Source organism: Saccharopolyspora cebuensis (assembly GCF_039542665.1).
GTDB lineage: Bacteria > Actinomycetota > Actinomycetes > Mycobacteriales > Pseudonocardiaceae > Saccharopolyspora > Saccharopolyspora cebuensis.
The window spans coordinates 71,027-95,695 of sequence record NZ_BAABII010000010.1; the positions used below are offsets into that span (position 1 = coordinate 71,027).

Consider the following 24,669-nt stretch of genomic DNA (forward strand, 5'->3'; position numbering starts at 1 on the left):
TGCGCGGTCGCAGCGACGGCGCAGCCGGTGGAATTCGCGATATCTGCGGCCTTGTCAGGTGCCCCGCCAACTTCTAGTGTATGCGTATGCACTTGAGCGAAGCGGACATCCGGCGCATCGGTTCCCCGATTCGGGCGGTCAAGGAAGCGGCCACCGCGGAGACCCCGGACCGGCGGGATCCGGCCCTCGTCGCGCGGGTCTCGGAGATGCTCAGCGCGATCGAGTCCGGCGGCGTGGACGCCGTGCTGCGCTACGCCCGGGAGCTCGACGGGTTCGTCGGTGACGACCTGGAGGTCGGTGCGGCGGAGCTGGTCAGGTCCGGTGATGAACTCCCGGCCGACCTGCGCGCGGCCCTCGATGCCGGTGCGGAGCGGACCCGGCGGTTCGCGGAGATGCAGCGCGCGCGGTTGCAGGACTTCGAGGAAGAGGTGCTGCCGGGGGTCGTCTGCGGCCAGCGCTTCGTCCCGGTCGAGAACGTCGGTGCCTACCTGCCCGCCGGGCGATTCCCGCTGCTGGCCAGCGCCTTCATGACGGTCGGGGTGGCGGGCGTCGCGGGCGTGCCGAACATCGTCGCGGCGACCCCGCCCTCGCGGGCCGGCCGTCCGCACCCGGCCGTCCTCTACGCGGCCCGGGTCAGCGGCGCCGAGTCGGTGTACGCGGTGGGCGGTGTGCAGGCGCTCGCCGCGATGGCGTTCGGGCTGCTCGACGGCACTCCCTCGGACATGGTCGTCGGTGCGGGCAACGCCTATGTCGCGGAGGCGAAGCGCCAGCTCTACGGCCGGGTCGGGATCGATGTGCTGGCAGGCCCGTCCGAGGTCGCGGTGATCGCCGACGACACCGCGGACGCCGCCGTCGTCGCCGCCGACCTGCTGGCCCAGGCCGAGCACGGGCCGACCTCCCCGGCATCGCTGGCCACCACCTCCGAGCGACTGGCCGAGGAGGTGCCGCGGGAGATCGAAAGGCAGCTCGCCGGCCTGGCCACCGCCGAGATCGCGGGTGCGGCGTGGCGCGACCACGGCACCGTCTACCTCGCCGAGGACCGGGAGACCGTCGCCCGGATCATGGACGCCCTCGCGCCGGAGCACCTCGAGGTGATCGCCGACGACCTCGACTGGTGGCTCGACCGGCTGCGCAACTACGGGTCGCTGTTCCTCGGGCCCTGGTCGACCGTGGTCTACGCGGACAAGGGCATGTCCGGGACCAACCACGTGCTGCCGACCGCGCGGGGAGCCCGGTACTCCGGCGGCCTGTCGGTGGCGGGTTTCCTCAAGCAGTTGACCTACCAGCGCGCGTCCCGGGACGCGACCCGCGCCCAGGCCGAGCCCACGGTCACCGTGTCCGACTTCGAGCAGCTGGTGGCGCACCGGGACAGCGCCCAGCTCCGGCTGTCCGCGCTGCGCGGCTGACCCGCAAGGCATGCGTATGTACCTCAACGGAGAGGGAGGCAGGATGCGCGCACGGCGCCCGGTCGCGACCGCTCTGGCGGTGGTGATGGCCCTCCTGCTGGCCGGGTGCGGTGCCGGATCCCGGACCCCGGCGGCCACCGCGACCCTCGTGCCGTGCGACTTCCCGCCGCCGCGCGAGAGCGTCGACGTGAACGTCCTGGCCTACAACTCCTCGGCGATCGATCCGTTCACCAACTCGATGGTGCGCAGCTGCTCGAAGGACGGCGTCACGCTGCACCACGAGCCGATCGACTACGCGGGGCAGTCGCAGAAGACGGTCGCCACCCTTGCCGGTCGCTACGGAACCTACGACGTGCTGGAGACCTACGGCCTGGTCGTCCCGCAGTACGCGTCGAGCGGCAAGCTGCACCCGCTCGACGATCTGGTCGACCGGCACGGTGAGCGGTTCGGATTGCATCAGCTCAACCCGGAGATGCGCGAAGCGCTGTCCTACGGCGGCGAGCTGTACGCGATCCCGATGCAGGCCCAGATGTTCGTCATGGCCTACCGCGAGGACGTCTTCGACCGGCTCGGCCTGCGCCCGCCGCGGACCTTCGCCGAGCTCCGCGACGTTGCGGCCCGGATCCAGCGCGACGGTGGTATCCGCTATCCGCTGGCACTGCCGTTGCTGGCGAGTTCGGACATCGCGACTGCGTACGACGCGGCGCTGGGGTCGCTGGGGACCGACTACGTCGACCGGGAGACCGGGCGCCCGAACTTCGACACCCCGCAGGCCGCCGAAGCCTTCGAGCAGCTCCGGTCGCTGCTGCCCTACATGGACCCGCAGGTGACGACGTTCGCGCAGCCCGCCGTCCAGCAGCAGATGTACAACGGCTCCGCAGCGATGTCGATCATGTTCAGCGGTCGGATGAAGGACCTCACGGAGCCGGAGAACAGCCGGTTCGCCGCGGACTTCGCGTTCGCGCCGCCGCCGTCGGTGGCCGGTGGCGACGTCCTCTACAACACGCTGTCGGTCGACGGGTGGGCGATCCCGGAGAACACCGACGTGGACAAGGATCTGCTGTTCCAGCTGATCTCGGCCGCGGTCGGGCCGGAGTCGTCGAAGGCGGCGGTGCCCGGCGCGTTCCCGGCCCGGGAAGGCATGGTCGGTCCGGACAGCAGTCCGTTCGCCGAGGCCCAGCTGGAGTCGGTCGGCAAGGCGTCCCCGCCCGAGCCCTACCCCTGGACGTCGCGGATCAGCACCGCGACCACCCCGATCGTCGCCGATGTCATCTCCGGGCGGACTTCCGTCCGGGACGGTCAGCGGCGGATGCAGGAGATCGCGACCGCGATCGTCGCCGAGTACCGGCGCTGACCCCTCCCGAACCTGGTCCCACCCACGAGAGCGAGGTGAGGTGATCATGCGGAGGCGCGAGTTCTTCGGCTTGGTCTCCCCGAGCCTGCTGGTGATGCTCGGCCTGTTGGTGTTCCCGCTCTACAAGACCGTGGAGTGGAGCCTGAAGCGCGTGAACTACGGCGAGCCCGGCACGTTCCTCGGCCTGGACAACTACGCCCAGGCCCTGACCGACCCGCGGCTCGGCCGCGCGGTGCTGTTCACCGTCGGCCTGACGGTGGCGGTGGTCGCGCTGCTGCTGGTCGGCGGGTACGTGCTCGCCGTCCTGGTGAACGGGCTCGGGCGGTCGCGCCCGTGGGTGCTCGGCATGCTGCTGGTGTCCTACGTGGTCCCGAACGTCGTCGGCGCCACGATGTTCTCCTGGCTGTTCGACTCGAACTTCGGTGGCGTCGTGAACTACCTGATCACGAACCTCACCGGGCAAGAGGTCCTCTGGTTCACCGAAACCTGGGCGAACCGGGTCATGATCGTGCTCAACACCGTCTGGTTCATGCTGCCGTTCGCGATGCTGGTGATCCTCGCCGGGCTGCAGGGCGTCTCCGAGGAGGTCGTGGAGGCCGCCCGGATCGACGGCGCGACCGGCTGGCGGGTGCACTGGTACGTCATCGTGCCGTCCCTCCGCGGCGTCCTCTCCTTCGTCTCGATCATCTCGATCATGGACGTGCTGCGGACCTTCGACCAGCTGGTACCGCTATCCCCGCAGGCGCCGCAGATCGGCAACGAGTCGATCATGCTCTACATCTACAACATCGCCTTCCAGGACGGCGGTCAGCAGCTCGGACTCGGCAGCGCGGTGAACGTGCTGCTCATCGTCCTGATCGTGCTGCTGCTCTCGCCCTTCATCCGGGACATGGCCAAGGAGGCGCGCCAGTGAGCACCGTGCAGTCCCCGTCTGCGACCGGCCCCGTCCGCCGTCGTCACCGCGGCCGCACCGTCCTGATCGGGGGTCTGCTGCTGGTCATCTGCTGGGTGATGCTCAGCCCGGTGATCTGGACGGCGATGTCGGTGATCAAGCCGACCGACGTCGCGTTCCTCGACCCGCCCGTGTTCACCTGGCAGCCGACGTTCACCGCGTTCGTCGACCTGTGGCAGACCACCGAGTTCTACCGGTACCTGCTGAACACCGTGGTCGTCGCGCTGATCAGCACGGTGGTCGCGCTGGTCATCGGGATCCCGGCCGCGTACGCGCTGTCCCGGTTCCCCGGCTGGGTGTCGGTCGCGCTGCTGATCGCGGCCCTGGTCTTCCGCGCGCTGCCTCGGTTCGCCGTCGTGCTGCCGATGTACGACATCTCCCGGGCGCTGGGGGTCTACGACACGTCCTTCGCCGTGGCCGCCGCACTGGTCGCGATCAACCAGCCGTTCTCGATCTGGTTGCTGCGGAACTTCTTCGCCGAGATCCCGAAGGAGCTCGACGAAGCCGCGATGCTCGACGGATGCAGTCGCTTCCAGACCCTGCGGCGGGTGATGGTGCCGCTGATGGGACCGGGGATCCTCACCGCGGGGATCTTCATGTTCCTGTTCGCGTTCCAGGAGTACCTCACCGCGAACGTGCTGACCGACGTCGTGGCCAGGACCGTCCCGGTGTTCATCGCCACGCAGCTCGGCCAGACGTTGCCGATGCTCCAGCAGTCCGGCGCCGCGGCGATCCTGCTCACGCTGCCGGTGATCGGCTTCGCCTTCATAGCCCAGCGCTACCTGGTGGCCGGGCTCGGCGCCGGCTCGGTCAAGGGCTGAGGGTGCCCGGCGAGCTGCCCTTGGTCCTGCTGCCGGGGATGAACTGCTCGGCCCGGCTCTGGGGTCCGGCCGGAGCGGGGGCGGTGCACGGCGTGCTCGACCGCCCCGGGCTCGCCACGCAGCTCGACGCCCTGCGCGACGCGCTGCCGGAGCGGTTCGCCCTGGCCGGGCTGAGCCTGGGCGGGATCGTCGCGATGGCGCTGACCCGGCACGTACCGGAACGGGTGGCCGGGCTGTGCCTGATGGCGACGAACGCCCGCCCGCCGACCCCTGAGCAGCACGCTGCCTGGGACGCCCAACTCGCCCGCCTCGCTGACGGGGCCACCGCGCGGGAGCTGCAGCCGCTGGACCTGCTGCTGCACGACCGGACGTCGGCCGACCGCGCGCTGCGGATGGCCGACGAGGTGGGCGAGCGGACCCTCGCCGCGCAGCTTCGGCTGCAGGGCACCCGGGTCGACGAGCGTCCGGCGCTCCCCTCGGTCGCGGTTCCGACCCTGGTGATCGCGGGAGAACGGGACCGGCTCTGCCCGGTCGAGCGGCATTCCGAGATCGCGGACCTGGTCCCGGGAGCCCAGTTGCACGTGGTGCCGGACACCGGTCACCTGCTGCCGATGGAGGCACCGGACATCGTCGCCGCGTTGCTGGGGGAGTGGCTTGCGGAGGTGCGCGGGCTCGAGCGGTCCGCCGACCGCCGGAGCGGGTGAGGTCCCGGGCCGCACCGCGGCGCCGGAGCCGGTGCCGAAGGGGCGGTGAGCAGGCCGGTCGGGTTGGATGCGCCGGACCGGGTGTCGCCCGCGTGCCGGTGCGCACCGCGGTTCGGTGACCCGCGGTCGCACGGGCGAGCGCTCCAGCGGACGTGACGCGGCGGGCCGTGACCCGGGAACCCGGGCCACGGCCCGCCGCGTAGCGGGGCGGGTCCTGCCGGAGCGGCCTTCAGCCCGTGGCCGCGGCCAGCTCGCGGAACGAAGCCATCATCACCGCGGTGAGGTTGTAGGCGACGATCTGCGCGCCGTCGGCGAAGGACGCCGCCGCCTCCTCCGCGGATCCGGCCAGGTCGGCCCGGACCGCTCCCCGCACGGCCGGGTCGCCGTGCACGGCCGCGAGCAGTTCGGGGACGGTCGGGTCCGCCCCGGCCCGGGAGGCCCCGAGATCGGCGACGCCGACCAGGTAGCCGTCGATGCCGTCCACCGCGACGATCTCGCCGGCCCGACCGATCGCGCTCGTCGACTCCAGCATCGCCAGCACCACGACGTCGTCGGCGGCGGCGCGGTGCTCCTCGGCGGTCACGGCACCGAACCGGCCCGCGCGCGGGTAGGTCGCGAAACCGCGGGTGCCGTGCGGCGGGTACCGCAGCGCACGGGCGAGGTCCGCGGCCTGCGCCGCGTCCTCCACGTGCGGGGCGATGATCCCGCGCGCGCCCTGGTCGAGCGCCCGCTGGGCAAGGTGGTGCTCGTCCTGACCGGGCCGGACGAGCACAGCCAGGCCGTGCGCGTCGGCGAACGCGATGTGGGTGCGCAGCGATCCGACGTCGGCCGGGCCGTGCTCGCAGTCGATCAGCACGAAGTCCAGCCCGGCGACGGCGAGCATCTCGACGATCTCCTCGCAGGGCATCCGCAACAGCGCTCCGGTGAGCCGCTTCCCAGCGGCCAGTTGCGCCCTCACGCGACCATCCCCGCGGACAGGTCGACGTCGGCACCGGACAGCCCGGGCATCTCCAGCATGGCGACCACGGCAGCACCCACCTCGTCCTCGGTGATCATCCGGCCGAGCGCGGCCCGGCCGACGAACGCGGTCCGGGCGGTTGCCACGTCGGTCCCGGACCGCTGCGCCTCGAGGGCGAAGTTGCGGTCCATCCGGTCGCCTTCGACCGGCCCGGGGGACAACGCGTTCACCCGCACCCCGGCGGGGCCGGCCTCGAACGCGAGGGTCGAGGTCAGGCCGAGCACCGCCATCTTCGACGCGCAGTAGGGCGTCCGCCGGGTCAGCGGCCGCTTCCCGGACACCGACGCCACGTTGATCACGTCACCGGTGCCCCGCTCGACCATGGCCGGCAGGAACGCCCGGCACACCAGGTACGTGCCGCGCACGTTGACCGCGAACACCTCGTCCCACTCCTCGGGCGAGACCTCGACCAGCGGAGCGACCGGGCCGGCGATACCGGCGTTGTTGATCACGATCGAGATCTCTTCGTCGGCCAGCCGCGCGGCCAGGTCGTCGACGGCGGCCGGGTCGGCGACGTCGCACACCTCGGCCCGCGTGGCCGGCCCGATCCGTCCGGCGGTCGCGGCCAGCGCCTCGGCCCGCCGCCCGACCAGCACGACCCGGGCCCCGGACCGGGCGAGGTGCGAGGCCATCGACGCGCCGAGCCCGCTGCCGCCGCCGGTAACCAGCGCGGTGCGTCCCGCGAGCGGCCCGCTCATGACCGGGCCGCCGTCCGCTCGGCGGACAACGTCTCCGGTTCCCAGCCGTCGAACCGTGCCGGGAATTCCCGCACGGCCTCGTCCCCGCGCGGCCGGACGCCATCGATGATCTCCCGGACCCGCTCCGCGACGCGCGCGTCGCTCCGTCTCGGGGTCGAACCCGACGCCCTCTTGATCTCTTGCGCCATACCGCCCTCTCCTGGCCACGCGTAACATACGTATGCGCTTACAGTTTCGCAGTGAACGGCGGCGGCGCGTCGCTGTCAAGGGGGGTCCGGCGGGGCGTTAGGCTGGGCAACCGGTTCAGGAGGGTGGAGATGGTCACCAGTCGCGACGTGGCGAGGCTCGCCGGAGTTTCGCAGCCGACGGTCTCGCGGGCGCTGACCGACCACCCGCGGGTGTCGGAAGCGACCAAGCGCAAGGTCCGCGAGGCGGCGCGCGCGCTCGGGTACTCGACGAACGCGATCGGCCGGGCGCTGTCGGTGGGCCGGTCGAACCGGATCGGGCTGGTCGTCGCGGACCTGGAGAACCAGTTCTACGCGAACATGATCGCTCCGCTGCACGACGAGCTCGAGCGCCTCGGTCACGAGCTCGTGCTGATCACCGAGTCGGCGGCCAGCGCCCCGCTGCCGGAGCGGGTGGCGGCGCACGGCCTGGCGGGAGTCGTGCTGTCGACGACCACGGTGGACTCGGTCCAGCCGGCCAGGCTGCGCGACCGCGGAGTGCCGTTCGTCTACCTGAACCGGGTCGCCCCCGGCGTGCGGGCCGACGCGGTGACGGTGGATCCGGAGACCGGGGTCCGCGAGATCGTCGCCGAGGCCGTCCGGCTCGGCCACACCCGGATCGGGGCGATCTTCGGGCCGCGCAACACCAGCACCGGTGAGTTGCGGGAACAGGTCGTCCGCGAGGTGCTGGACGAGCACGGCCTGGGGCTCGCGCAGCGCGATGTCCTGCACGGCCCGTTCGACTTCGACACCGGGCGGGACGGGTTCCGCACGCTGCGCGAACGGGCCGGCGGACCGACTCTCGTGCTGTGCGGCAACGACGTCGTCGCGCTCGGCGTGCTGAACGCCGCGGCGGAGTCCGGGGTTCCGGTGCCCGAGCACACCTCCGTGGTCGGCTTCGACGACCTGCCCACCTCCCGGTGGGCGTTGGTCCGGCTGAGCACGATCGCCTACGACCTCGACGAGGTCGCCCGGGAGTCGGCGCGGCTGGTCGTGGCCCGCCTGCGGGAACCGGACGCCGAGACGGCGCACATCGTGTACCCGACGCACTACGTCGCCCGCTCCACGGTGTCCGCTCCCCGGACCTGAGCCCTTCCGAAGCGGAAGCCGCCGCGGCCTTGTGCCCGTTTGTGCATACGCATACAGTCGAAGCACGGACACCGTGAGGAAGGACGGCCATGGCCCTCGACCCAGTCGCGTACGAGCCCTACTCCGATCCGGACGACTTCATCCGTGAAGTGACCGACCGGATCTGGGTGCAGCGTGACGTCTCCTACATCGTCGACAACTACGAACCGGATTCGATCGTGCACGGCGGTCTCGGCACGGTGATCGGGCGCGACGGCGTGATCGAGGGAAGCCTGATGCGCATCGCAGAGACCCCGCAGCACGTCGGCCAGGCCGAGGACGTGGTCTGGGAGGCCCGCGGCGATGACGCGTTCCTCAGCTCCCACCTGGTGTTCTCCGCTGACGAGATCCTGGTCGGCGGTGTCGTGAAGCGGATCCGCAAGCGCACCATCGCCAACTGCCTCTACCGGCGCGGGAGGATGGTGGAGGAGTGGGTGGTGCGCGACGAACTCGCGGACTGCCTGCAGCGCGGCCTCGACCCGGCCGAGGTGGCGCGGGAGCAGCGGTTCCGGGGCTACCGGGGTTCGATGACCGAGGCGCCCCCCGAGGACGTGCTCGCCGTGGGGGACAGCGGCCCGCGTCCGGACGACTTCCGGCCGGAGTGCGAGATGGTGCTGGAGTTCCTCGACGAGGTCTGGAACGCCCGGCGCTACCACAAGGTCACCGACTACATGCACCGCGACCTGTTCCTGCACACCGTCGGCGACCAGACCGTCATCCGCCCGGACGGCTACCAGCGCGACCTGCTCGCGCTCGTCGCCCCGTTCCCGGACGCCCGGTTCTCGGTCCGCGACGTCCAGACCCACCACGCCGAGCGCTACGCCGGATTGCGGATCGCGGTGACCTGGGTGATGCGTGGGACCTACCGCGGAACCCCGGCCTACGGCCCGCTCACCGGCGGCGAGGTCGAGCTCCTCGGCGTCTCGCAGTTCCTGGTGCAGGACGGCCGCATCGTGCGCGAGGTCCGCGTCTTCGACGAGATCGCCCTGCGCGCCCAGATCGACGCCGGCCGCACCGGCGAGTTCACCGACACCAACATCTACTGATCACTCTTCAGCTCTGGAGCACTGACATGCGCGATACCGTGGTCGGTCCGGACGAGATCGTCCGTCGCACCGTCCGACACGCGGACTGGGTTCCGTGCAAGGCCGCGTTCATCGACTGCCGCACGCCCGGCTCGGACCGGAAGGACAACTACTCCTTCATCGGCCCCGGGGTCACCCAGAACGCCTCGCAGCACGTGAACCTGCGCGAGCCGCACGGGTTCAACCTCGGTGCGGCGGGCATGCCGAACGGCACCACGAACAGCCTGCACCTGCACTTCACCGCAGAGGTGTTCATCAACTTCGGTGGTGACTACCAGCTGAGGTGGGGCCCGGACGGGACCCAGGGCGAGTACCGCAGCACCGACGGCGACGTCGTCTCGGTCCCGCCGTGGATCTTCCGCGGGTTCACCAACGTCGGCCCGGACGAGGGGATCCTGCTCACCGTCCTCGGCCGTGATGACCCCGGCGGCATCATCTGGGGTCCCGCGGTCTTGGAGGAGGCGGCCGGGCACGGCCTCTACCTCACAGCGGACAACCGGCTGATCGACACGGTCGCCGGGGACGAACTCCCCGGCGATGTCGCGCTGATCCGGCCGATGGCCCAGGCGGAGATCGACGAGCTCGACGTGTACACGGCCGAGCAGTTCCGCGGCCGGGTCGTAGCCGAGGAGGACCGCACCTGGGTCGAGGAGCCCTACCTGTGCTCGCGACTGCCCTCCGGTGCCGCCCAGCTCAGCCCGGTGATCGGTTACGGCACGGTCGAGCACCGCGCCGCGGCGCCGCACCTCGGCGAGCCGCACGGCTTCAGCCTGGCCTGGCTGCGCGCCGAGCCGGGCGAGGGCGTGCTGACCCACCGGCACGACGCGACCCAAGTCCTCGCCGCGAAGGCGGGACGCTGGTCGGTCCGGCTGAACACCGGTGACGACGAGCGCACCGTCGAGCTCGGACCGCGGGACATGCTGTCGGTGCCCCCCGGTGCGTGGCACTCGATCACGCTGCTCGACGCCGGGCCGGGCCGCGCCGCGACCCCGGGCACCGGGGAGCTGGTGGTCGTCACCGGCGGCGACGGGCGCGTCCGTCCGGAGTGGAGCGACGAGGTGGTCGCCGGAGCTCGGCAGCGTGGCCGGGTGCTCGACGCGGACGGCTACCTCGCGCCAGCCTCGGTGCTGGCCTTCGCGACCGAGGACGACTGAGGAAGTGGCGATCGCGGCAGGGCGGGTCGTGGCCGCCGCGTGCCGGATTCCGGCGCGGATCGACGCCCCCGACCCGGGGATCGCCGATCGCGCGGTGCGCGAGGCGGTCGCCGGTGGGGCGCGGCTGGTCGTGCTGCCGGAACTCGCCGTCTGCGGGTACGCCTTCGCCGACGCCACCGAGGCGCGGTCGGCCGCGGAACCGCTCGACGGGCCGACCGTCGAACGGTTCGCCCGGCTGACGGCGGAGCTGGAGTGCGTGCTCGTGGCCGGGGTCGCCGAGCTCGGCCCGGACGGACGGGTGTTCAGCAGCGCGGTCGTCGTCGAGGGCGGGCGGCTGCGCACTTCCTACCGCAAGGTCCACCTGTGGGACCGGGAGCGGGAGCTGTTCGCCGCGGGGTCCGCGCCGCCGCCGGTGGTGTCGACCGCGGTCGGCCGGATCGCCCCGATGGTCTGCTACGACCTGGAGTTCCCGGAGTGGGTGCGCGGCGCCGCCGAGGCCGGGGCCGAGATCGTCGCTGCCCCGGTGAACTGGCCCTCGCGCCCCACCCCGGGCGGCCAGCACCCGCTCGAGGTGGCGAAGGTGCGGGCGGTCGCCGGGACCTACCGCGTGCACGTCGTCGCCGCCGACCGCTGCGGCACCGAGCGCGGCGTGGACTGGTTCGGCGCGGGCATCGTCTGCCGGGCCGACGGGCACCTGCTGGCGGGACCCGGTGAGCCACCGGTGGAGGAGCCCGGGGCGGTGCTCGCCGTGCTGGATCCGGCCGAGGCGCGGGACAAGCGCCTCGGCCCGCGCAACCACGCCGTGCACGACCGCAGGCCCGACCTCTACCGCGAGACCGTCCCCTCCCCGGAAGGAGCACCCCCATGGCCGGCGTGACCTACGACGCGGTGACCCGGCGGTACCCGGGTTCCTCCCGGCCCGCCGTCGATGCCCTCGACCTCGACGTCGCCGACGGCGAGTTCCTGGTGCTGGTCGGGCCCTCCGGCTGCGGGAAGACCACCTCGCTGCGGATGCTCGCCGGGCTGGAGGACATCGACGGCGGACGCATCCGGATCGGCGACCGGGACGTCACGCGCGTTGCGCCCGAGGAGCGCGACATCGCGATGGTGTTCCAGAACTACGCGCTCTACCCCCACATGTCGGTGGCCGCGAACATGGGTTTCGCGCTGAAGATGGCGGGGACACCGAAGTCGGAGATCGCCCGCCGGGTCGCCGAGGCGGCCCGGGGCCTCGACCTGGCGCCCTACCTCGACCGCAAGCCCCGGGGGCTCTCGGGCGGGCAACGCCAGCGGGTGGCGATGGGCCGGGCGATCGTCCGCCAGCCGCAGGCCTTCCTGATGGACGAACCGCTGTCCAACCTCGACGCCCGATTGCGCGTCCAGACCCGCACGCAGATCGCGTCGCTGCAGCGGCGGCTCGGCGTCACCACCGTGTACGTCACGCACGACCAGGTCGAGGCGATGACGATGGGCGACCGGGTGGCGGTCGTGAAGGACGGGCTGCTGCAGCAGTGCGCCGCGCCGGGGGAGCTCTACGACCGTCCGGCCAACACGTTCGTCGCCGGCTTCGTGGGCTCTCCGGCGATGAACCTGCTGACCGTGCCGGTGACCGGCGACGGCGTCCGGCTCGGCGGGATCGACGTGCCGGTGGAACGGGACGCGATGCGCGACGCGGGGCCGACCGTGACCGTCGGCGTCCGGCCGGAGGACCTGCGGCTCGCCCACGACGGCCTTCCGCTCGAGGTCGACCTCGTCGAGGAGCTCGGCGCGGACGCGTACGTCTACGGCCGCGCCCGCCTCGACGGTACCGAGCACCAGGTGGTGTCCCGGGTGAACGGGCGGCAGTCCCCGGCCCGCGGCGCCATCGTGCACGTGGCACCCGACCCGGAGCGGGTCCACCTGTTCGACGGGGGAAGTCGCCGGCTGGGCTGACCGGGATCGCGCCACGGGTGCGCGCCGGTCGACCTATCGCGCGGGTTACCGCGTCCGTTCACAACGCGGAACGCGCGCCGGGCAGCTTGCGGACCAGCGCTGCGGCGGTCCAGCTCAGCACCATGCCGACGGGGAGCGCGATGGCGAACTTCGCGACCGCGGTCGTGTCGATCCCTTCCAGGACCGCCACCACGCCGACGATGACCGGCCCGTGCAGGACGTAGACGGCGAGTGCCTGGTCGGACAGAAATCGTGCCATTCGGCCGGTGACGTCGACGAACCGCTGGAAGGTGCGCAGCAGGACGAGGATCGTCCCGGTGGCGAACAACGCGTCCCACAGGGCGAAGCTGAGCTGGGCGACGTCGGTGGGCGGCGGTGGGGATTCGGTGAGCACTTCGTACCCGCCGAGCACCATGGGCACCAGCGACGCGGCCAGCAGCGCTGCGCCGAGCAGTCCGGTGCGCGGGCGGAGGCTCGCGAGCCAGCCGTAGCGGTACGCGCAGATGCCCACGACGAACAGGGCGATGTACTGCGGCAGGTAGAAGAGGCTCGGCAATTCGAGGACCTCCGCGCCGTACGGCACGACCAAGCGCCACAGCCAGCTGATGCCCCCGAGGCCGATGGCGAACGCCACCACGTGCGCGGAGCGCGGTCCCGCAGCGGCGCCGGTGCCGGGCGGCCGGGCAGGAGGGTCCGTGGGACGGGACCCGCCGAAGGCGGCGTAGGCGAGTGCGAAGAGGAGCAGCACGGCGAGGAACCAGGCGATGCCGGGATCGAGTTCGGTGAGGTAGAAGCGCCAGTACGGCGGCTGGTCGGCGGCCGGGATGTCCAGGTAGATCGGCAGCGTGAACAGCGGGCGCAGCAGCAGGTAGTAGATCAGCAACGGGACGCCCAGCCGTCGCAGGCGATCGACCGCGAAACGCCTCGGTCCCTTGCGGTCCAAGGATCGCGGGCTGACGTATCCGGACAGCAGGAAGAACATGCCCATGAAGAACGTCTGGTTCAGCATGGCCAGCAGGTCCAGCAGCCCCGTGAACGCGTCCGGCCGCGCCTGTTGCGGTCCGTTCGGCCACCCGCCGATGTCGCCGTAGGCGAACGCCACGTGGTGGATCACGACGACGAAGGTCAGGTACACGCGGAGGTTGTCGACGAAGTGGACTCGTGCGCGCGCGGGCGCGGCGACCGGGATGACGTTCATCGGGCGTCCTCTGCTCGGGTGGCGTGGTCGAACAGGTCGATGACTTCTGCGATGTAGGCGGTGGTGTCGAGGTCCGGATGCGCGAGGAGTTCGTACATGAACCCGTCGATCGCGCGCCGCACCGAGATCGCCATGACGTGCGGGTCGAAGGCGCGGAACTCGCCCGCTTCCTGGCCCTGGCGGCAGATCGATTCGAGGGGTGCGAGCATCTGCGCGGCCCACGCCGAGTCGAAGACGTGACGGCCTTCGTCGTCGCGATAGCTGCGGATGATCTCCACCACGGCCTGCAGTTCGTGCGGGTGGCCGGCGATGTAGCCCAGGTGGCTCCGCAGGTAGGTCCGCAGCAGGACCCAGGCGCCCGCGTCGTCGTCCAGGTGATCGAACCACTCGCGGTGTGCGTAGTGCTCGCCGCGGGCGAAGACGTCGCGCACGATCTCCTCGATCAGTTCCGCCTTGCCTGCGAAGTGGTACAGCACGACGCCCTTGCTCACGCCCGCCTGTTCGGCGATCCGGCTCAGCGAGGCGCCGCCGTAGCCCAGTTCGCAGAGGACCTCGATGGCGCAGTCGATGATCTGCGCCCGGCGGGCGTTCTCGGTGAAGGTCCGCCGCCGCGTCGTCTGGCCGTCCTGACCGGTCGGCTTGTTGTCTGACCGCACGGTCAGAGCATAGTCCGAGCGGTGGGGAATTGGCTATTGTTCCTGTTCAGCCGGTGATAGCCGGGGCGTCTGGAGGTGCGTGACGGGCCTCGTCGGCTGGCGCGTCGGGGAGCGGAACGACCAGCCCACCGCCGGTGACCGGGGTGCGCTGGCGTTGGCGAATGCGCCCTCCGGCTGTGGGTCCCCGCCTGCGATCGGGGAGGCCCGCGGGGCGCGGTCGGTGGCCCGCGCGCGAGGAGCGCCGACCGGCGCGGGCCGGGCCGCGCGCTCGCGGGGCCGAGGTGGGGCGGCGCTGCGGCGGTCCACCGGTCCGCCGTGGTGGTCGCGCCGAAGCCGTCGACCCCGGTGCGGGATGGTGGACCCGCGTGGAGCTGGGTGGACCGCACCCGCCGGGCCGCGCCCGGCGGGTGCGGCACCGGGTCAGTCCCCGACGACGGCGAGGGCGTCGATCTCCACCAGCAGCCCCTCGGGCAGGCCGACGTAGACCGTGGTGCGGGCCGGGAACGGTTCGCCGACCACCCGCGCGTAGGTCTCGTTCATCTCCGCGAACTGCGAGACGTCGGTCAGGTAGACGCGCAGCATGAGCACGTCCTCCAGCGAGGCGCCACCGGCCTCCAGGATCGCGATGACGTTGCGCAGGCACTGCTCGGTCTGCTCCGGCACGCCGCCCTCGACGAGCTTCCCGGTCTCCGGGCTCACCGCGGTCTGTCCCGAGACCTGCAGGATGCCGCCCTTGCGCACGCCCTGCGACAGCGGGATGTGCGCCGGCGGGGTGGGAGCGTTCTTCGTGGTGACCACGGTCCTGGCCATCAGAGTTCCTTCCTTCGGGTGGTGATCTCGCGCCGGCACCCCAGCTCGCCGGACGTCCGGCCTGCGGTGCGCAGCAGGTCGTCGACGAGCCCGAGGAGCCCGTCGAAGTCGAGCAGCACGTCGGGCACCGACAGCGACACCGCCGCGACCACTTCGTCGCGGTCGTCGCGGACCGGTGCCCCGATGCAGTGGATGAAGTCCTCGTGCTCGTTGCGGTCCACCGCGTAGCCCTGCTCGCGAACGCGGTCGAGCTCGGCCAGGTACCCCTCGGCCGAGGTGATCGTGTTCGCGGTCATCGGCGGGTAGGCCAGCCGGTCCGCGATGGCCTCGCGCCGCGCCCGCGGGAGCCCGGCCACCAGGACCTTGCCGACCGCCGTGCAGTGCAGCGGCGCCCGCTTGCCGACGCGCGAGTACATCCGGACCGCGTGGTGGCTGTCCACCTTGTCGATGTAGACGACTTCGTCGCCCTCCAGGGTGGCCAGGTGCACCGTGTGGCCGGTGACCTCGCTCAGCTCGACGAGGTGCGCACGGGCGACGGCCCGCACGTCGAGGTCTTCCAGCGCGCGGTGGGCCAAGTCGAACAGCGTGCTGCCCAGCCGGTAGTGGTGCACCCCGTCGCGGCGGACGAAGCCGGCCGACTCCAGCGTGCGCAGCAGCCGCAGCACCGTCGACTTGTGCACGCCGAGCCGCTCGGCGAGCTGGTCGAGCGTGTGCGGACCGGTCGCCAGCGTCGTCAGGACGCGGAGGCCGCGTTCCAGGCTCTGGCTCATCCACCTCTCCCTCGTTGACGTGCTGCCCGGCGGATGTTACACATCCCGAAATCATTCTACGCAACTGGCGTTGCAAGACATGCAATGGGAGGCGTCCGTGTCGGTAACGGGCATCGACGGAGCCGCGGTGCGCGCACTGCGCGACGAACGCATCGACTGGCGTTTCAAGGGCATGCCGTCCGAGGCGTTCGGCAGCACCGTCGGCGAGTTCCTCGCGCGGCGGCCGCGGCTCTCCGGCGCCGGCTTCGTCGGCCCGCTGCTCGTGCTCGACGACGACGCCCTGGAGCACAACCTGCGCACCATGGCGCGCTGGTGCGCCGAGCACGGCCTGCGGCTGGCGCCGCACGGCAAGACGACGATGGCACCGCGGCTGTTCGAGCGCCAGCTCGAGCACGGCGCGTGGGGCATCACCGCGGCCAACGTGAGCCAGTTGCGCGTGTACCGCGCGTTCAGGGTGCGGCGGGTGCTGCTGGCCAACGAACTCGTCGATCCCCACGGGCTGCGCTGGCTGGCCGGTGAGCTGGCGGCCGATCCGGACTTCTCCGTCGCGTGCTGGGTGGACTCGGTGCGCGGCGTCGAGCTGATGACCGAGGCGCTGGGTTCGCCGCAGCGGCCGTTGGACGTGCTGGTCGAGGTGGGCGATGCGGACGGGCGCACCGGCGTGCGGACCGTCGCCGAGGCGGTCGAGGTCGCCGACGCGGTGGCGGCGAGCCCCGCGCTGCGGCTGGTCGGCGTCGCCGGGTACGAAGCGGCGGCCGCGCACGACCTCAGCGAGCGCGATCTGTCCCTCGTGGACGACCACATGGCGCGGGTGCGCGAGGTGGTCGGCGAGCTCGCCGACCGCGGCCGCTTCGCGCACCTGGACGAGGTCCTGGTGACCGCGGGCGGCAGCGCCTACTTCGACCAGGTCGCCGAGGGGCTGGCGGGGCCGTGGCCGGTTCCGGTGGTGCCGGTGCTGCGCAGCGGTGGGTACGTGACCCACGACGACGGCCTGTACCGCACGATGTCGCCGTTCGGGCGGGAGCACCGGCTGGCCGGCGACGAATCGCCCTTCCGGCCGGCGATGCGGATCTGGAGCCAGGTCGTCTCCCGGCCCGAGCCGGGGCTGGCGCTGCTGACGATGGGGCGCCGCGACGCGTCCTTCGACCAGCACCTGCCGGAGCCGCAGGTCGTCCGGGCCGGCGACGGGGCGGTGCGCGACCTCGCGCCCGGCGCGTGCCGGGTGACGTCGCTGGCCGACCAGCACGCCTTCCTCGCCGTGGAGCCGGGTACCGAGGTCGAGGTGGGGGACTGGCTGGGCTTCGGGCTCTCCCACCCGTGCACGGTCTTCGACAAGTGGCCGCTGATCCCGGTCGTCGACGGTGACGAGGTCGTCGACCTGGTCCGCACGTTCTTCTGAGCCCGACCGGCCCGGTGTCGCGTCGTCATCGGCGGCGCGCACCACCTCGTCCCGAGGACCGCACCGGCGGCGATCGGGCGACTGATCGACGAGCCTGCGAGCGCCTCGCGGGCCGCGCAACGAATCCCACCGGCGTGGGTGAGAAGGAGAGGCCACTATGGACATCGTCGTGCGTGGCGCGCACGTCGTCGACGGTGACGGCGGACCGCGGCGGCGGGCCGACGTCGGGGTGCGGGACGGGCGGATCGCCGAAGTGGCCGCGCCGGGCAGCCTGGGCGGCGGCCGGACCATCGATGCCGACGGGCTCGTGCTGGCGCCCGGGTTCATCGACATGCACTCCCACTCCGACCTGCAGGTCTTGGCCGAACCCGACCACCTGGCCAAGGTCTCGCAGGGCGTGACGCTGGAGGTCCTGGGGCAGGACGGGCTGTCCTACGCCCCCGTCGACGACGACACCCTGGCCAACCTGCGCGCGCAGATCGCGGGCTGGAACGACGACCCCGCCGGGTTCGACTGGGACTGGCGCAGCGTCGCCGAGTACCTCGACCGGCTGGACCGCGGTATCGCGGTCAACGCGGCTTACCTCGTCCCGCAGGGCACGCTGCGGATGCTCTGCGTCGGCTACGACGACCGGCCCGCGACCGAGGCCGAGCTGGAGCGGATGCGCGAGCTGCTGGCGCGTTCGCTGGACGAGGGCGCGTTCGGCATGTCCTCGGGGCTGACCTACACGCCCGGCATGTACGCCGACACCGCCGAGCTCGCCGCGCTCTGCGCGGTCGTCGGTGCCCGGGGCGGCTACTACAGCCCGCACCACCGCAGCTACGGCGCCGGAGCGCTGGAGGCCTACCGGGAGATGATCGAGGTCTGCCGCGGTTCGGGCTGCCCGCTGCACCTCGCGCACGCCACGATGAACTTCGGCGTCAACGAGGGACGCGCCACCGAGCTGCTGTCCATGTTGGACGAAGCGCTCGACGACGGCTGCGACATCACCCTCGACACCTACCCGTACCTGCCCGGTTCGACGTCGCTGCACGCGCTGCTGCCCAGCTGGGCCACCGCGGGCGGCGTGGCGGCGACGCTGGAGCGGTTGCGCGACCCCGCGCAGCGCGAGCGGATCCGCCACGTCATGGAGGTCGAGGGGTCCGACGGCTGCCACGGCGTGCCGGTCGACTGGGAGACGATCGAGATCAACGGTGTCCGGTTCCCCGACCGCAACGGTCACCTGGTCGGCCGCTCGGTCGCCGAATCCGCGCGCCGGGCGGGCGAACCCGCCGCTGAGCTGTACTTCGACGTGCTGCTGTCCGAGCAGCTCGGCAGCTCGTGCCTGATGCACGTCGGCCACGAGGAGAACGTCCAGGCGATCATGCGCCACCGCGTGCACACCGCAGGCAGCGACGGCCTGCTCGTCGGGGCCCGCCCGCACCCCCGGGCGTGGGGCACCTTCCCCCGCTACCTCGGGCACTACGTGCGCGAACTCGGCGTCCTGACGCTGGAGGAGTGCATCGCGCACATGACCTCCCGGCCCGCCGACCGGCTGGGGCTGACCGACCGCGGGCGCGTGCGCGAGGGCTTCGCCGCCGACCTGGTGCTGTTCGACCCCGAGACCGTGGCCGACACCGCGACCTTCGACGAACCGCGGCAGCAGGCCACCGGCATCCCCCACGTCATCGTGAACGGCGTCCCGACCGTCGAGGACGGGCGCCGCACCGACGCGCTGCCGGGCCGCGCCCTGCGCAAGCCCGCCTGATCCGCCCACCGCCCCCGAGGAGTCCTCCGTGGACACTTTCGTCAACTGGCTGCAGCACGACACGGCCGGTCTGCTCACGCTGTGCGCCGTGGGCATCTTCGTCCTGCTGCTGATGATCATCCGGTTACGGATCGAACCGTTCATCGCGCTGATCATCGCCGGACTGCTCATCGCGCTGGTCGCCGGCCTGCCCGTCGAGGAGATCGTCGGATCCGCGCAGTCCAGCAGCGATTCGTTGCTGGAAGGCGGTTTCGGCAGCATCCTCGGCCACATCACCGCCATCGTCGGCCTCGGCACGATCCTGGGGTCGCTGCTGGAAGCCTCCGGCGGCGCGCAACTGCTCACCAGGAAGCTGCTGTCGGCCTTCGGCGAGAAGCGCGCCCCGCTGGCGATGGGACTGGCCGGCCTGGTCTTCGGCATCCCGGTGTTCTTCGACATCGGCATCTTCGTGCTCGCGCCGCTGGTCTACGTCGCCGCGCGGCAGGGCGGCCGCTCCATCCTGCTGTACTGCCTGCCGCTGGTGGGGGCGCTGTCGATGACCCACGCGTTCCTGCCGCCGCACCCCGGTCCGGTGGTCGCCGCCGGGCTGCTCGGCGTGGACCTGGGCTGGCTGATCCTGATGGGCTTCGCCTGCGGCATCCCGGCGTTCGTGGTCAGCAGCCTGATCTTCCCGGCGTGGATCGGGAAGCGGATCCACCTGCCGGTCCCCGAGGAGATGCTGGCGGCGGCCGAGACCGGCGACGGGGAGGACCGTCCCGAACCCGGCCTCGGGGTGGTCGCGTTCATCATCGGACTGCCGCTGGTGCTGATCCTCGGCGCCACCTTCGGCAGCATCACGCTGCCCGAGGGCAGCACGCTGCTCCAGGTGCTGACCTTCATCGGCAACCCGACCGTGGCGCTGACCATCGCGGTGCTGCTCGCGTTCTGGCTGCTGGGGCTCCGGCGGGGCATGACCGGCGCGGAGCTCTCGACGCTGACCGGGACCGCGCTCAAACCGCTGGGCATGATCCTGCTGGTGGTCGGCGCGGGCGGTTTCTTCGGCGAGGTGCTCTCGGCGACCGGCGTCGGCGAGGCCCTCGCCGGGTCGCTGCAGGCCAACGGGCTGCCGATCCTGGTCTCGGCCTACGTGATCAGCAGCGGCCTGCGCATCGCGCAGGGCTCGGCGACGGTCGCGATCGTGACCACCGGCGGCATCATGGCGCCGCTGGTCGTGGGCGCCGGCTACTCGCAGCCGCAGCTCGCCCTCATCGCGGTGGCCATCGCGGCGGGCTCGATCATCGCCTCGCACGTCAACGACGGCGGGTTCTGGATCATCTCGCGCTACTTCGGCATCCCGGTCAAGGAGATGCTCAAGACCTGGACCGTGCTGGAGACGCTGCTGTCGCTGACCGGGTTCGGCATGGCCGCGTTGCTCAGCGCCCTGGTGTCCTGACGACGAGCTCACCGTGCGCTCCGGGCAGCCGTCGGCGGGTTCCACCGCGGGAACGGCCGGGGGCCTCGCCATCGACGGCGGGGCCCCCGGCCGTCCGGCTACCGGTCACGTCATTCCGCTGAGGTCCGCGGAGTCGCGGCTTACTCGTGCTCTGGACTGACGGTGCGCCGGGCGCTGACGGCACTTTTCGCAATCCAGGTATCCGAGCGGGTCCGAGAACTGGAAACCGCTGCGGGGTGAGCCTCCAGCACTCCCTGGCGGCGTTACCTGCCGCAATCACGACTCAACAGCGGTGAATGGACTGCGGGCAGCAACGCTCGGTGCGATCCGGGTGCCACTCGCTGTGCGAGACACAGGGTCCATGCCGCGTCCTGAAAGTGCAAGTGTGGCCAGCGGGCAGGTATGGGAGGGAAAAGGAGAATGGGCACGCCCGGAAGCGTCATCCTGGAAATGTCCGGCATGTGTGTTGGTGGACGCGCCAAGTGACGGAAAGCCGTTCATCGAAGCCTGGGAACGGCATTGCGGAATGCCGAATTCACGCTGGATGTTGTGCCGACCTTCGACGGTCCGGGCAGGCCGGGGCGTCCTACAAAGGATCACATGTTGAAGTTGTGGTGGCGTCGCCCCTCGGTAAGTGGGAAGTCGCCGCTTCCGCTGGTGATCCGAACGGCCGCTCCGGCGTGAAATTCAGCGCAGCAGTGCCATTGCCAACACAATCGGCGGGTCCGTGGGCCGGGGCGAACGGAGCGTCAGTCGGAACGTCGTTCCCGGCGATGCCATGGGCAAGGTGATGGGTTCCGCGGCGACCGCCCGGCAATCGTACTGGTAGTCCAGTGAGTCGGAGACCCGCACGTTCGGTGTGAAGCAGACCGCGAGTGCGTGATACTGGCCGTCGTTCGGACGGGGCAACCGCACCAGGCCCGGACCACGACGGGCCGCGCAGCTCGCCGGGGCTCCTTGCGGAATGCCATGGCGGAACAGGCCGACGAACAGCATGCCCTCCTCCGCCCCGTCCACCAGCACCCGCACTCCGTCGACCGGCGGTCGGGTGGCCGCCCGGTCCACGAGGTCGGTCAGCGGCTGGTCGCCCAGTTCGGTGGCCAGCAGGCGGAACCGCTGCGGTGGCAGGCCGACCAGGCGGGTGAACTGGGTGGTGAAGGTGCTCAGGCTGGAGTAGCCGACTTGCGGGGCGATGTCGGTCACCCGAAGGGGGGAGCGGATCAGCAAGCGTTGCGCCTCAGCGATGCGCAACGCGGCGAGGAACCGTCCAGGCGTGGTGGCGGTGACGTTGCGGAAGACGCGGTGAAAATGGAATGGGCTGAACAGCCCGGCGCGTGCGTGATCCGACAGATCTCGGGGAAGGGCGAGGTCGTCCCGCATCTGCTGGACGGCCCGCTCGACCGAGTCATACCAGATGGCCGAAATCGGTTCGGTGTGCGCCATTTTGCCACCGGTCGGCTCGGTGTCGACTCCTGTGGAGCCGTTGACACTCCTGGTCACCGTGCATCCTTCCCGGGTGTGTACTGGTTCGTCACACCGCCCAGGATACGTAGTCCGAGTGGGGCGCACTTCGATTTCGATCCCCCCGAACGGGCGAATGTTCCTCCGTATCGCGGGCGGATTCGGCGGACGGTTACTCTGGTCGGAACCTGCGGTCCGGCCGTCCGGGTGCTCTCGTCGGGGCCGTTAGCGAGATAGATTGGCAAATGTCGAGTTGCGGTCTCCTGGATCGCAGAAGCTCGGCAGAAGCGTTGCCGGCCCTGGGGAGATGACGTGTCCGGTGAACCTGCCGACCAGCGTGGGGAACGATCCGCGCGGCAAATCGACGATCACCGTGTCGCCGCGGTGATGCGCTCCGTCCGTTGCATGCAGGCGGATGTTGGTGAGAAGCACCTGCTGCCCGACCTCGCACGCTCTGCCTCACTCAGCCCCTTCCACTTTCACCGGGTCTTCCGCATGGTCACCTCTGCTACACCGGGAAGATTCCTGGCGGCGGCCCGGATGGCCGAGGCGAAGCGCTTGCTGGTGCGCACCTCGATGAGCGTGACCGATATCTGCATTCAGGTCGGGTACTCCAGTCTTGGCACCTTTACGACCCAGTTCACGAGGTTGGTCGGGGTGTCACCGCGGCGGTTCCGGCAAACGATCGAACGGCACGGGGCCGAGTCCTTCGCTGCGGTCCTCGACCAGCTTCGCGAGATACTCCCGGAACCACTCGAAGTGCAGGTGGCCGGGTCGGTGGTGGGAGGAGCGGGCGACGGCGCGTTGGTGGCAGCCGGACTGTTCCGGTCAGGCATTCCACAGGAGCTGCCAGCGGCCTGTGCGATCGTGTCGTCGCCTGGGATCGCGGCTTTCGGTGGGCTGCCCGACGGCGATTTCCATGCGCTGGCGATGAGTCTCGCTCCGGATGCCAGCGTCGAGGACGCGCTGGTGACGCAGGATCCAGAGCTGTGCTATGTGGGGACCGCCGAGCGGTTGGTGCAGATCCGCGATGGCCGGATGGTGTCGTCGACGCCGCTGCGCATCCAGTTGCGGCCGTCGGCACCGGTGGATCCGCCCCTTGTCCTGGCCTTGCCGATCTTACTGGCGGCGGGGGTTGTGTGACCGCTGCGACCTGGATCAACAGTGGCTTGCTGGCAGCGGGCCCAACTGAGTCGGGTGTCGACGTTCCGCCGGTTGCACGGTCGATGCACTCGCACCGGCGGGTGCCAGGAGCCAGGAGGCGACGGTGTCGTACTGCGAAGAGCGTTCGGTGTCGAAAACGGAACCGCGTGCTCGCCACGTGGCACAGCGTTCGGCGGCGATCGCGGGTACGGGCTTGCGGCACGGGGGCAGGGCTCTGCTGCGGTGCATCGCCCGTCCGACCGGCCAGGCGTCGACAGACGGAACCCGGGGGCTGGCCGAGTTCGTCGCCGACCTCGGTCCCGCCTTCGTCAAAAGCGCCCAACTGCTCAGTACTCGTCGGGACCTGCTGGCGCCGAGGTGGTGCGATGCCCTCGGGCAGCTTCACGACCAGGTCCGGCCGATGTCGCGGCGGCAGGCAGCGACCGCGCTGCATCACGCATACGCTGGTCGCGCTACCTGGCCGTTCCGGCGGTTCGACACCACTGCGGTCGCGAGTGGCAGCATCGCCTGCGTCTACCGGGCGGAACTGCGTGACGGTACCAAGGCGGCCGTGAAACTACGCCGGCCTGGCCTGCACACGATGATCGACGTCGACCTGAGCCTGCTGGCAGCAGGAGCGGGGGTGGTGCAACGGTTGCCCGCGATGCGGCGCGTGCCCGTCATGCGCATGATCGAACAGGTATCGGCCACGATCCGTCGGCAACTTGATCTGGACCTGGAATCGCAGTCGTTGCAAGCCCTTCGGCAGAACTTGGATGGATTCCCGCGATTGTTGGTACCGAGGCACTTCCCGGATGAGTGCGGAGACGGGGCGCTCGTCATGGAGTTCGTCCCGGGTTTGCGTCGCTTCGGTCCGGAGAGCTTTACCCGAGAGCAGCGGCGCGAACTGGTACGCCAGATCTTGCACGGCGTCTACCGCATGATCTTCGTTGACGGGCTGGTGCACTGCGACATGCACCCCGGCAACCTCTACCTCAACCCTGATGGGCGCATCGTGCTGCTCGACGCGGGATTCGTGGTGGAACTGCCGGTGCACGTGAAGCGGCTGTTCGCCGAGTTCTTCCTGAACATGTCGCTGGGGCGCGGACCGGAGTGCGCCGAGGTCGTGTTGCGCAGTGCGGAGCTGGTGCCGCCGGACGCCGACCTGGATGCCTTCCGAGCCGGCATCGTCGACCTGGTGAAGAAGACCGCTGGGCGCAGGGCCGGTGACTTCCGGCTCGCCCCGTTCGCCACTCGGTTGTTCGAACTGCAGCGCCGTTCCGGAGTGGCCGCGGCACCGGAGTTCGTCTTTCCGCTGCTGTCGATGTTGGTGTTGGAGGGCATGATCAACGATTTCGATGTGGACGTCGACTTCCAGGCTGAAGCCATCCCTACCCTGCTTCCAGCGTTGAACAGATGATCCGGAAGTCGGTTGAGGTGCTTCGGGAGGAATGGGCGCCGGTCCCGCCAGCTCGGGCCTCCAACCGGCCGTGGCTCGTGATCGGCGACGGGCACGCAGCATTGCGGACCGCCCTGGACGAATCCACGACGTGTACGGGACCGGTGGTACCTGTGGT

23 protein-coding genes are annotated in these 24,669 nt (G+C 71.0%); 15 read left to right on the forward strand and 8 right to left on the reverse strand.

From position 1 onward, the window contains the following. The first annotated feature begins 86 nt into the window (after positions 1 to 86). From hisD to ABD976_RS14870, 5 genes are read left to right on the forward strand one after another with little or no spacing between them, the layout of a single operon-like run. On the forward strand, positions 87 to 1,406 hold the full coding sequence (gene hisD, locus ABD976_RS14850; protein WP_345363375.1) for a histidinol dehydrogenase: 1,320 nt from the start codon (positions 87 to 89) through the stop codon (positions 1,404 to 1,406). A 43-nt stretch (positions 1,407 to 1,449) separates the two neighbouring features. Continuing rightward, positions 1,450 to 2,760 (forward strand): ABC transporter substrate-binding protein, encoded by a 1,311-nt coding sequence (locus ABD976_RS14855; RefSeq protein ID WP_345363377.1) that lies wholly within the window; start codon positions 1,450 to 1,452, stop codon positions 2,758 to 2,760. A gap of 46 nt (positions 2,761 to 2,806) precedes the next feature. Further along, positions 2,807 to 3,673, forward strand: a complete 867-nt coding sequence (locus ABD976_RS14860) for a carbohydrate ABC transporter permease (protein ID WP_345363379.1) — start codon at positions 2,807 to 2,809, stop codon at positions 3,671 to 3,673. After that, positions 3,670 to 4,533 carry a carbohydrate ABC transporter permease gene (locus ABD976_RS14865; protein ID WP_345363381.1) on the forward strand — a complete coding sequence of 288 codons (864 nt, stop codon included), beginning with the start codon at positions 3,670 to 3,672 and terminating at the stop codon, positions 4,531 to 4,533. Before ABD976_RS14860 ends, ABD976_RS14865 begins: the two co-directional genes overlap by 4 nt. 2 nt (positions 4,534 to 4,535) lie before the next feature. Continuing rightward, a complete protein-coding gene (locus ABD976_RS14870; RefSeq protein ID WP_345363383.1) occupies positions 4,536 to 5,237 on the forward strand; it encodes an alpha/beta fold hydrolase in 702 nt (233 codons plus the stop codon). Between the two features lie 229 nt (positions 5,238 to 5,466). Here the strand turns inward: ABD976_RS14870 and ABD976_RS14875 are convergent, their stop codons facing one another. Genes ABD976_RS14875 through ABD976_RS14885 form a run of 3 tightly spaced genes read right to left on the reverse strand, consistent with a single transcriptional unit; the run spans position 5,467 to position 7,141 of the window. Next, the gene (locus tag ABD976_RS14875) at positions 5,467 to 6,195 is read right to left on the reverse strand and encodes an HpcH/HpaI aldolase family protein (RefSeq protein WP_345363385.1); all 729 of its coding nucleotides are present in this window, start codon (positions 6,193 to 6,195) and stop codon (positions 5,467 to 5,469) included. Then, positions 6,192 to 6,953: an SDR family NAD(P)-dependent oxidoreductase gene (locus ABD976_RS14880; protein ID WP_345363387.1), complete on the reverse strand. Its 762-nt coding sequence runs from the start codon at positions 6,951 to 6,953 to the stop codon at positions 6,192 to 6,194. The genes ABD976_RS14875 and ABD976_RS14880 overlap by 4 nt, the downstream gene beginning before the upstream one ends. After that, entirely contained in the window at positions 6,950 to 7,141 is a 192-nt protein-coding gene (locus ABD976_RS14885; protein ID WP_345363389.1) for a hypothetical protein, read from the reverse strand. The genes ABD976_RS14880 and ABD976_RS14885 overlap by 4 nt, the downstream gene beginning before the upstream one ends. A 129-nt stretch (positions 7,142 to 7,270) precedes the next feature. Between ABD976_RS14885 and ABD976_RS14890 the strand changes: the two genes are divergently transcribed. The 5 genes from ABD976_RS14890 to ABD976_RS14910 all read left to right on the forward strand — a co-directional run bounded on the left by ABD976_RS14890 (position 7,271) and on the right by ABD976_RS14910 (position 12,476). Then, entirely contained in the window at positions 7,271 to 8,266 is a 996-nt protein-coding gene (locus ABD976_RS14890; protein ID WP_345363391.1) for a LacI family DNA-binding transcriptional regulator, read from the forward strand. An 89-nt stretch (positions 8,267 to 8,355) separates the two neighbouring features. Next, complete coding sequence (locus tag ABD976_RS14895; protein ID WP_345363393.1) at positions 8,356 to 9,351, forward strand: nuclear transport factor 2 family protein; 996 nt, start codon at positions 8,356 to 8,358, stop codon at positions 9,349 to 9,351. 26 nt (positions 9,352 to 9,377) lie between these two features. Further along, positions 9,378 to 10,544: a cupin domain-containing protein gene (locus ABD976_RS14900; protein WP_345363395.1), complete on the forward strand. Its 1,167-nt coding sequence runs from the start codon at positions 9,378 to 9,380 to the stop codon at positions 10,542 to 10,544. Between the two features lie 4 nt (positions 10,545 to 10,548). Further along, positions 10,549 to 11,421, forward strand: coding sequence for a nitrilase-related carbon-nitrogen hydrolase (locus tag ABD976_RS14905; protein ID WP_345363398.1), 873 nt, complete (start codon positions 10,549 to 10,551; stop codon positions 11,419 to 11,421). Next, entirely contained in the window at positions 11,409 to 12,476 is a 1,068-nt protein-coding gene (locus ABD976_RS14910; RefSeq protein ID WP_345363400.1) for an ABC transporter ATP-binding protein, read from the forward strand. The genes ABD976_RS14905 and ABD976_RS14910 overlap by 13 nt, the downstream gene beginning before the upstream one ends. 58 nt (positions 12,477 to 12,534) lie before the next feature. Here ABD976_RS14910 and ABD976_RS14915 read toward each other — a convergent pair whose 3' ends face one another. The 4 genes from ABD976_RS14915 to ABD976_RS14930 all read right to left on the reverse strand — a co-directional run bounded on the left by ABD976_RS14915 (position 12,535) and on the right by ABD976_RS14930 (position 15,910). Beyond that, positions 12,535 to 13,674: an acyltransferase family protein gene (locus tag ABD976_RS14915; protein ID WP_345363402.1), complete on the reverse strand. Its 1,140-nt coding sequence runs from the start codon at positions 13,672 to 13,674 to the stop codon at positions 12,535 to 12,537. Then, complete coding sequence (locus ABD976_RS14920; RefSeq protein ID WP_345363404.1) at positions 13,671 to 14,330, reverse strand: TetR/AcrR family transcriptional regulator; 660 nt, start codon at positions 14,328 to 14,330, stop codon at positions 13,671 to 13,673. Before ABD976_RS14920 ends, ABD976_RS14915 begins: the two co-directional genes overlap by 4 nt. A gap of 420 nt (positions 14,331 to 14,750) precedes the next feature. Next, complete coding sequence (locus ABD976_RS14925) at positions 14,751 to 15,140, reverse strand: RidA family protein (protein ID WP_345363406.1); 390 nt, start codon at positions 15,138 to 15,140, stop codon at positions 14,751 to 14,753. Further along, the gene (locus ABD976_RS14930; RefSeq protein ID WP_345363408.1) at positions 15,140 to 15,910 is read right to left on the reverse strand and encodes an IclR family transcriptional regulator; all 771 of its coding nucleotides are present in this window, start codon (positions 15,908 to 15,910) and stop codon (positions 15,140 to 15,142) included. Before ABD976_RS14930 ends, ABD976_RS14925 begins: the two co-directional genes overlap by 1 nt. A gap of 79 nt (positions 15,911 to 15,989) precedes the next feature. Between ABD976_RS14930 and ABD976_RS14935 the strand changes: the two genes are divergently transcribed. The 3 genes from ABD976_RS14935 (at position 15,990) to ABD976_RS14945 (ending at position 20,488) form a co-directional block, all read left to right on the forward strand. Further along, positions 15,990 to 17,309, forward strand: a complete 1,320-nt coding sequence (locus ABD976_RS14935; protein ID WP_345363410.1) for an amino acid deaminase — start codon at positions 15,990 to 15,992, stop codon at positions 17,307 to 17,309. Positions 17,310 to 17,466: 157 nt separating this feature from the next. Further along, on the forward strand, positions 17,467 to 19,056 hold the full coding sequence (locus ABD976_RS14940) for an N-acyl-D-amino-acid deacylase family protein (protein ID WP_345363412.1): 1,590 nt from the start codon (positions 17,467 to 17,469) through the stop codon (positions 19,054 to 19,056). 28 nt (positions 19,057 to 19,084) lie between these two features. Continuing rightward, positions 19,085 to 20,488 carry a GntP family permease gene (locus ABD976_RS14945; protein ID WP_345363414.1) on the forward strand — a complete coding sequence of 468 codons (1,404 nt, stop codon included), beginning with the start codon at positions 19,085 to 19,087 and terminating at the stop codon, positions 20,486 to 20,488. Positions 20,489 to 21,175: 687 nt separating this feature from the next. Here ABD976_RS14945 and ABD976_RS14950 read toward each other — a convergent pair. Continuing rightward, on the reverse strand, positions 21,176 to 21,988 hold the full coding sequence (locus ABD976_RS14950; protein WP_345363416.1) for a helix-turn-helix transcriptional regulator: 813 nt from the start codon (positions 21,986 to 21,988) through the stop codon (positions 21,176 to 21,178). Between the two features lie 273 nt (positions 21,989 to 22,261). On the opposite strand from ABD976_RS14950, the gene ABD976_RS14955 reads away from it, so the two are divergent. Further along, the gene (locus ABD976_RS14955; RefSeq protein WP_345363418.1) at positions 22,262 to 23,092 is read left to right on the forward strand and encodes a helix-turn-helix domain-containing protein; all 831 of its coding nucleotides are present in this window, start codon (positions 22,262 to 22,264) and stop codon (positions 23,090 to 23,092) included. Between the two features lie 124 nt (positions 23,093 to 23,216). Continuing rightward, the gene (locus tag ABD976_RS14960) at positions 23,217 to 24,512 is read left to right on the forward strand and encodes an ABC1 kinase family protein (RefSeq protein WP_345363420.1); all 1,296 of its coding nucleotides are present in this window, start codon (positions 23,217 to 23,219) and stop codon (positions 24,510 to 24,512) included. The last annotated feature ends 157 nt before the right edge of the window (positions 24,513 to 24,669 follow it).

Bases quoted from the DNA above. Each gene is read 5' to 3' on its own strand.
- hisD (WP_345363375.1), top strand. From the start codon at position 87: ATGCACTTGAGCGAAGCGGACATCCGGCGCATCGGTTCCCCGATTCGG.
- ABD976_RS14855 (WP_345363377.1), top strand. From the start codon at position 1,450: ATGCGCGCACGGCGCCCGGTCGCGACCGCTCTGGCGGTGGTGATGGCC.
- ABD976_RS14860 (WP_345363379.1), top strand. From the start codon at position 2,807: ATGCGGAGGCGCGAGTTCTTCGGCTTGGTCTCCCCGAGCCTGCTGGTG.
- ABD976_RS14880 (WP_345363387.1), bottom strand. From the start codon at position 6,953: ATGAGCGGGCCGCTCGCGGGACGCACCGCGCTGGTTACCGGCGGCGGC.
- ABD976_RS14885 (WP_345363389.1), bottom strand. From the start codon at position 7,141: ATGGCGCAAGAGATCAAGAGGGCGTCGGGTTCGACCCCGAGACGGAGC.
- ABD976_RS14890 (WP_345363391.1), top strand. From the start codon at position 7,271: ATGGTCACCAGTCGCGACGTGGCGAGGCTCGCCGGAGTTTCGCAGCCG.
- ABD976_RS14895 (WP_345363393.1), top strand. From the start codon at position 8,356: ATGGCCCTCGACCCAGTCGCGTACGAGCCCTACTCCGATCCGGACGAC.
- ABD976_RS14900 (WP_345363395.1), top strand. From the start codon at position 9,378: ATGCGCGATACCGTGGTCGGTCCGGACGAGATCGTCCGTCGCACCGTC.
- ABD976_RS14910 (WP_345363400.1), top strand. From the start codon at position 11,409: ATGGCCGGCGTGACCTACGACGCGGTGACCCGGCGGTACCCGGGTTCC.
- ABD976_RS14915 (WP_345363402.1), bottom strand. From the start codon at position 13,674: ATGAACGTCATCCCGGTCGCCGCGCCCGCGCGCGCACGAGTCCACTTC.
- ABD976_RS14925 (WP_345363406.1), bottom strand. From the start codon at position 15,140: ATGGCCAGGACCGTGGTCACCACGAAGAACGCTCCCACCCCGCCGGCG.
- ABD976_RS14930 (WP_345363408.1), bottom strand. From the start codon at position 15,910: ATGAGCCAGAGCCTGGAACGCGGCCTCCGCGTCCTGACGACGCTGGCG.
- ABD976_RS14935 (WP_345363410.1), top strand. From the start codon at position 15,990: ATGCAATGGGAGGCGTCCGTGTCGGTAACGGGCATCGACGGAGCCGCG.
- ABD976_RS14940 (WP_345363412.1), top strand. From the start codon at position 17,467: ATGGACATCGTCGTGCGTGGCGCGCACGTCGTCGACGGTGACGGCGGA.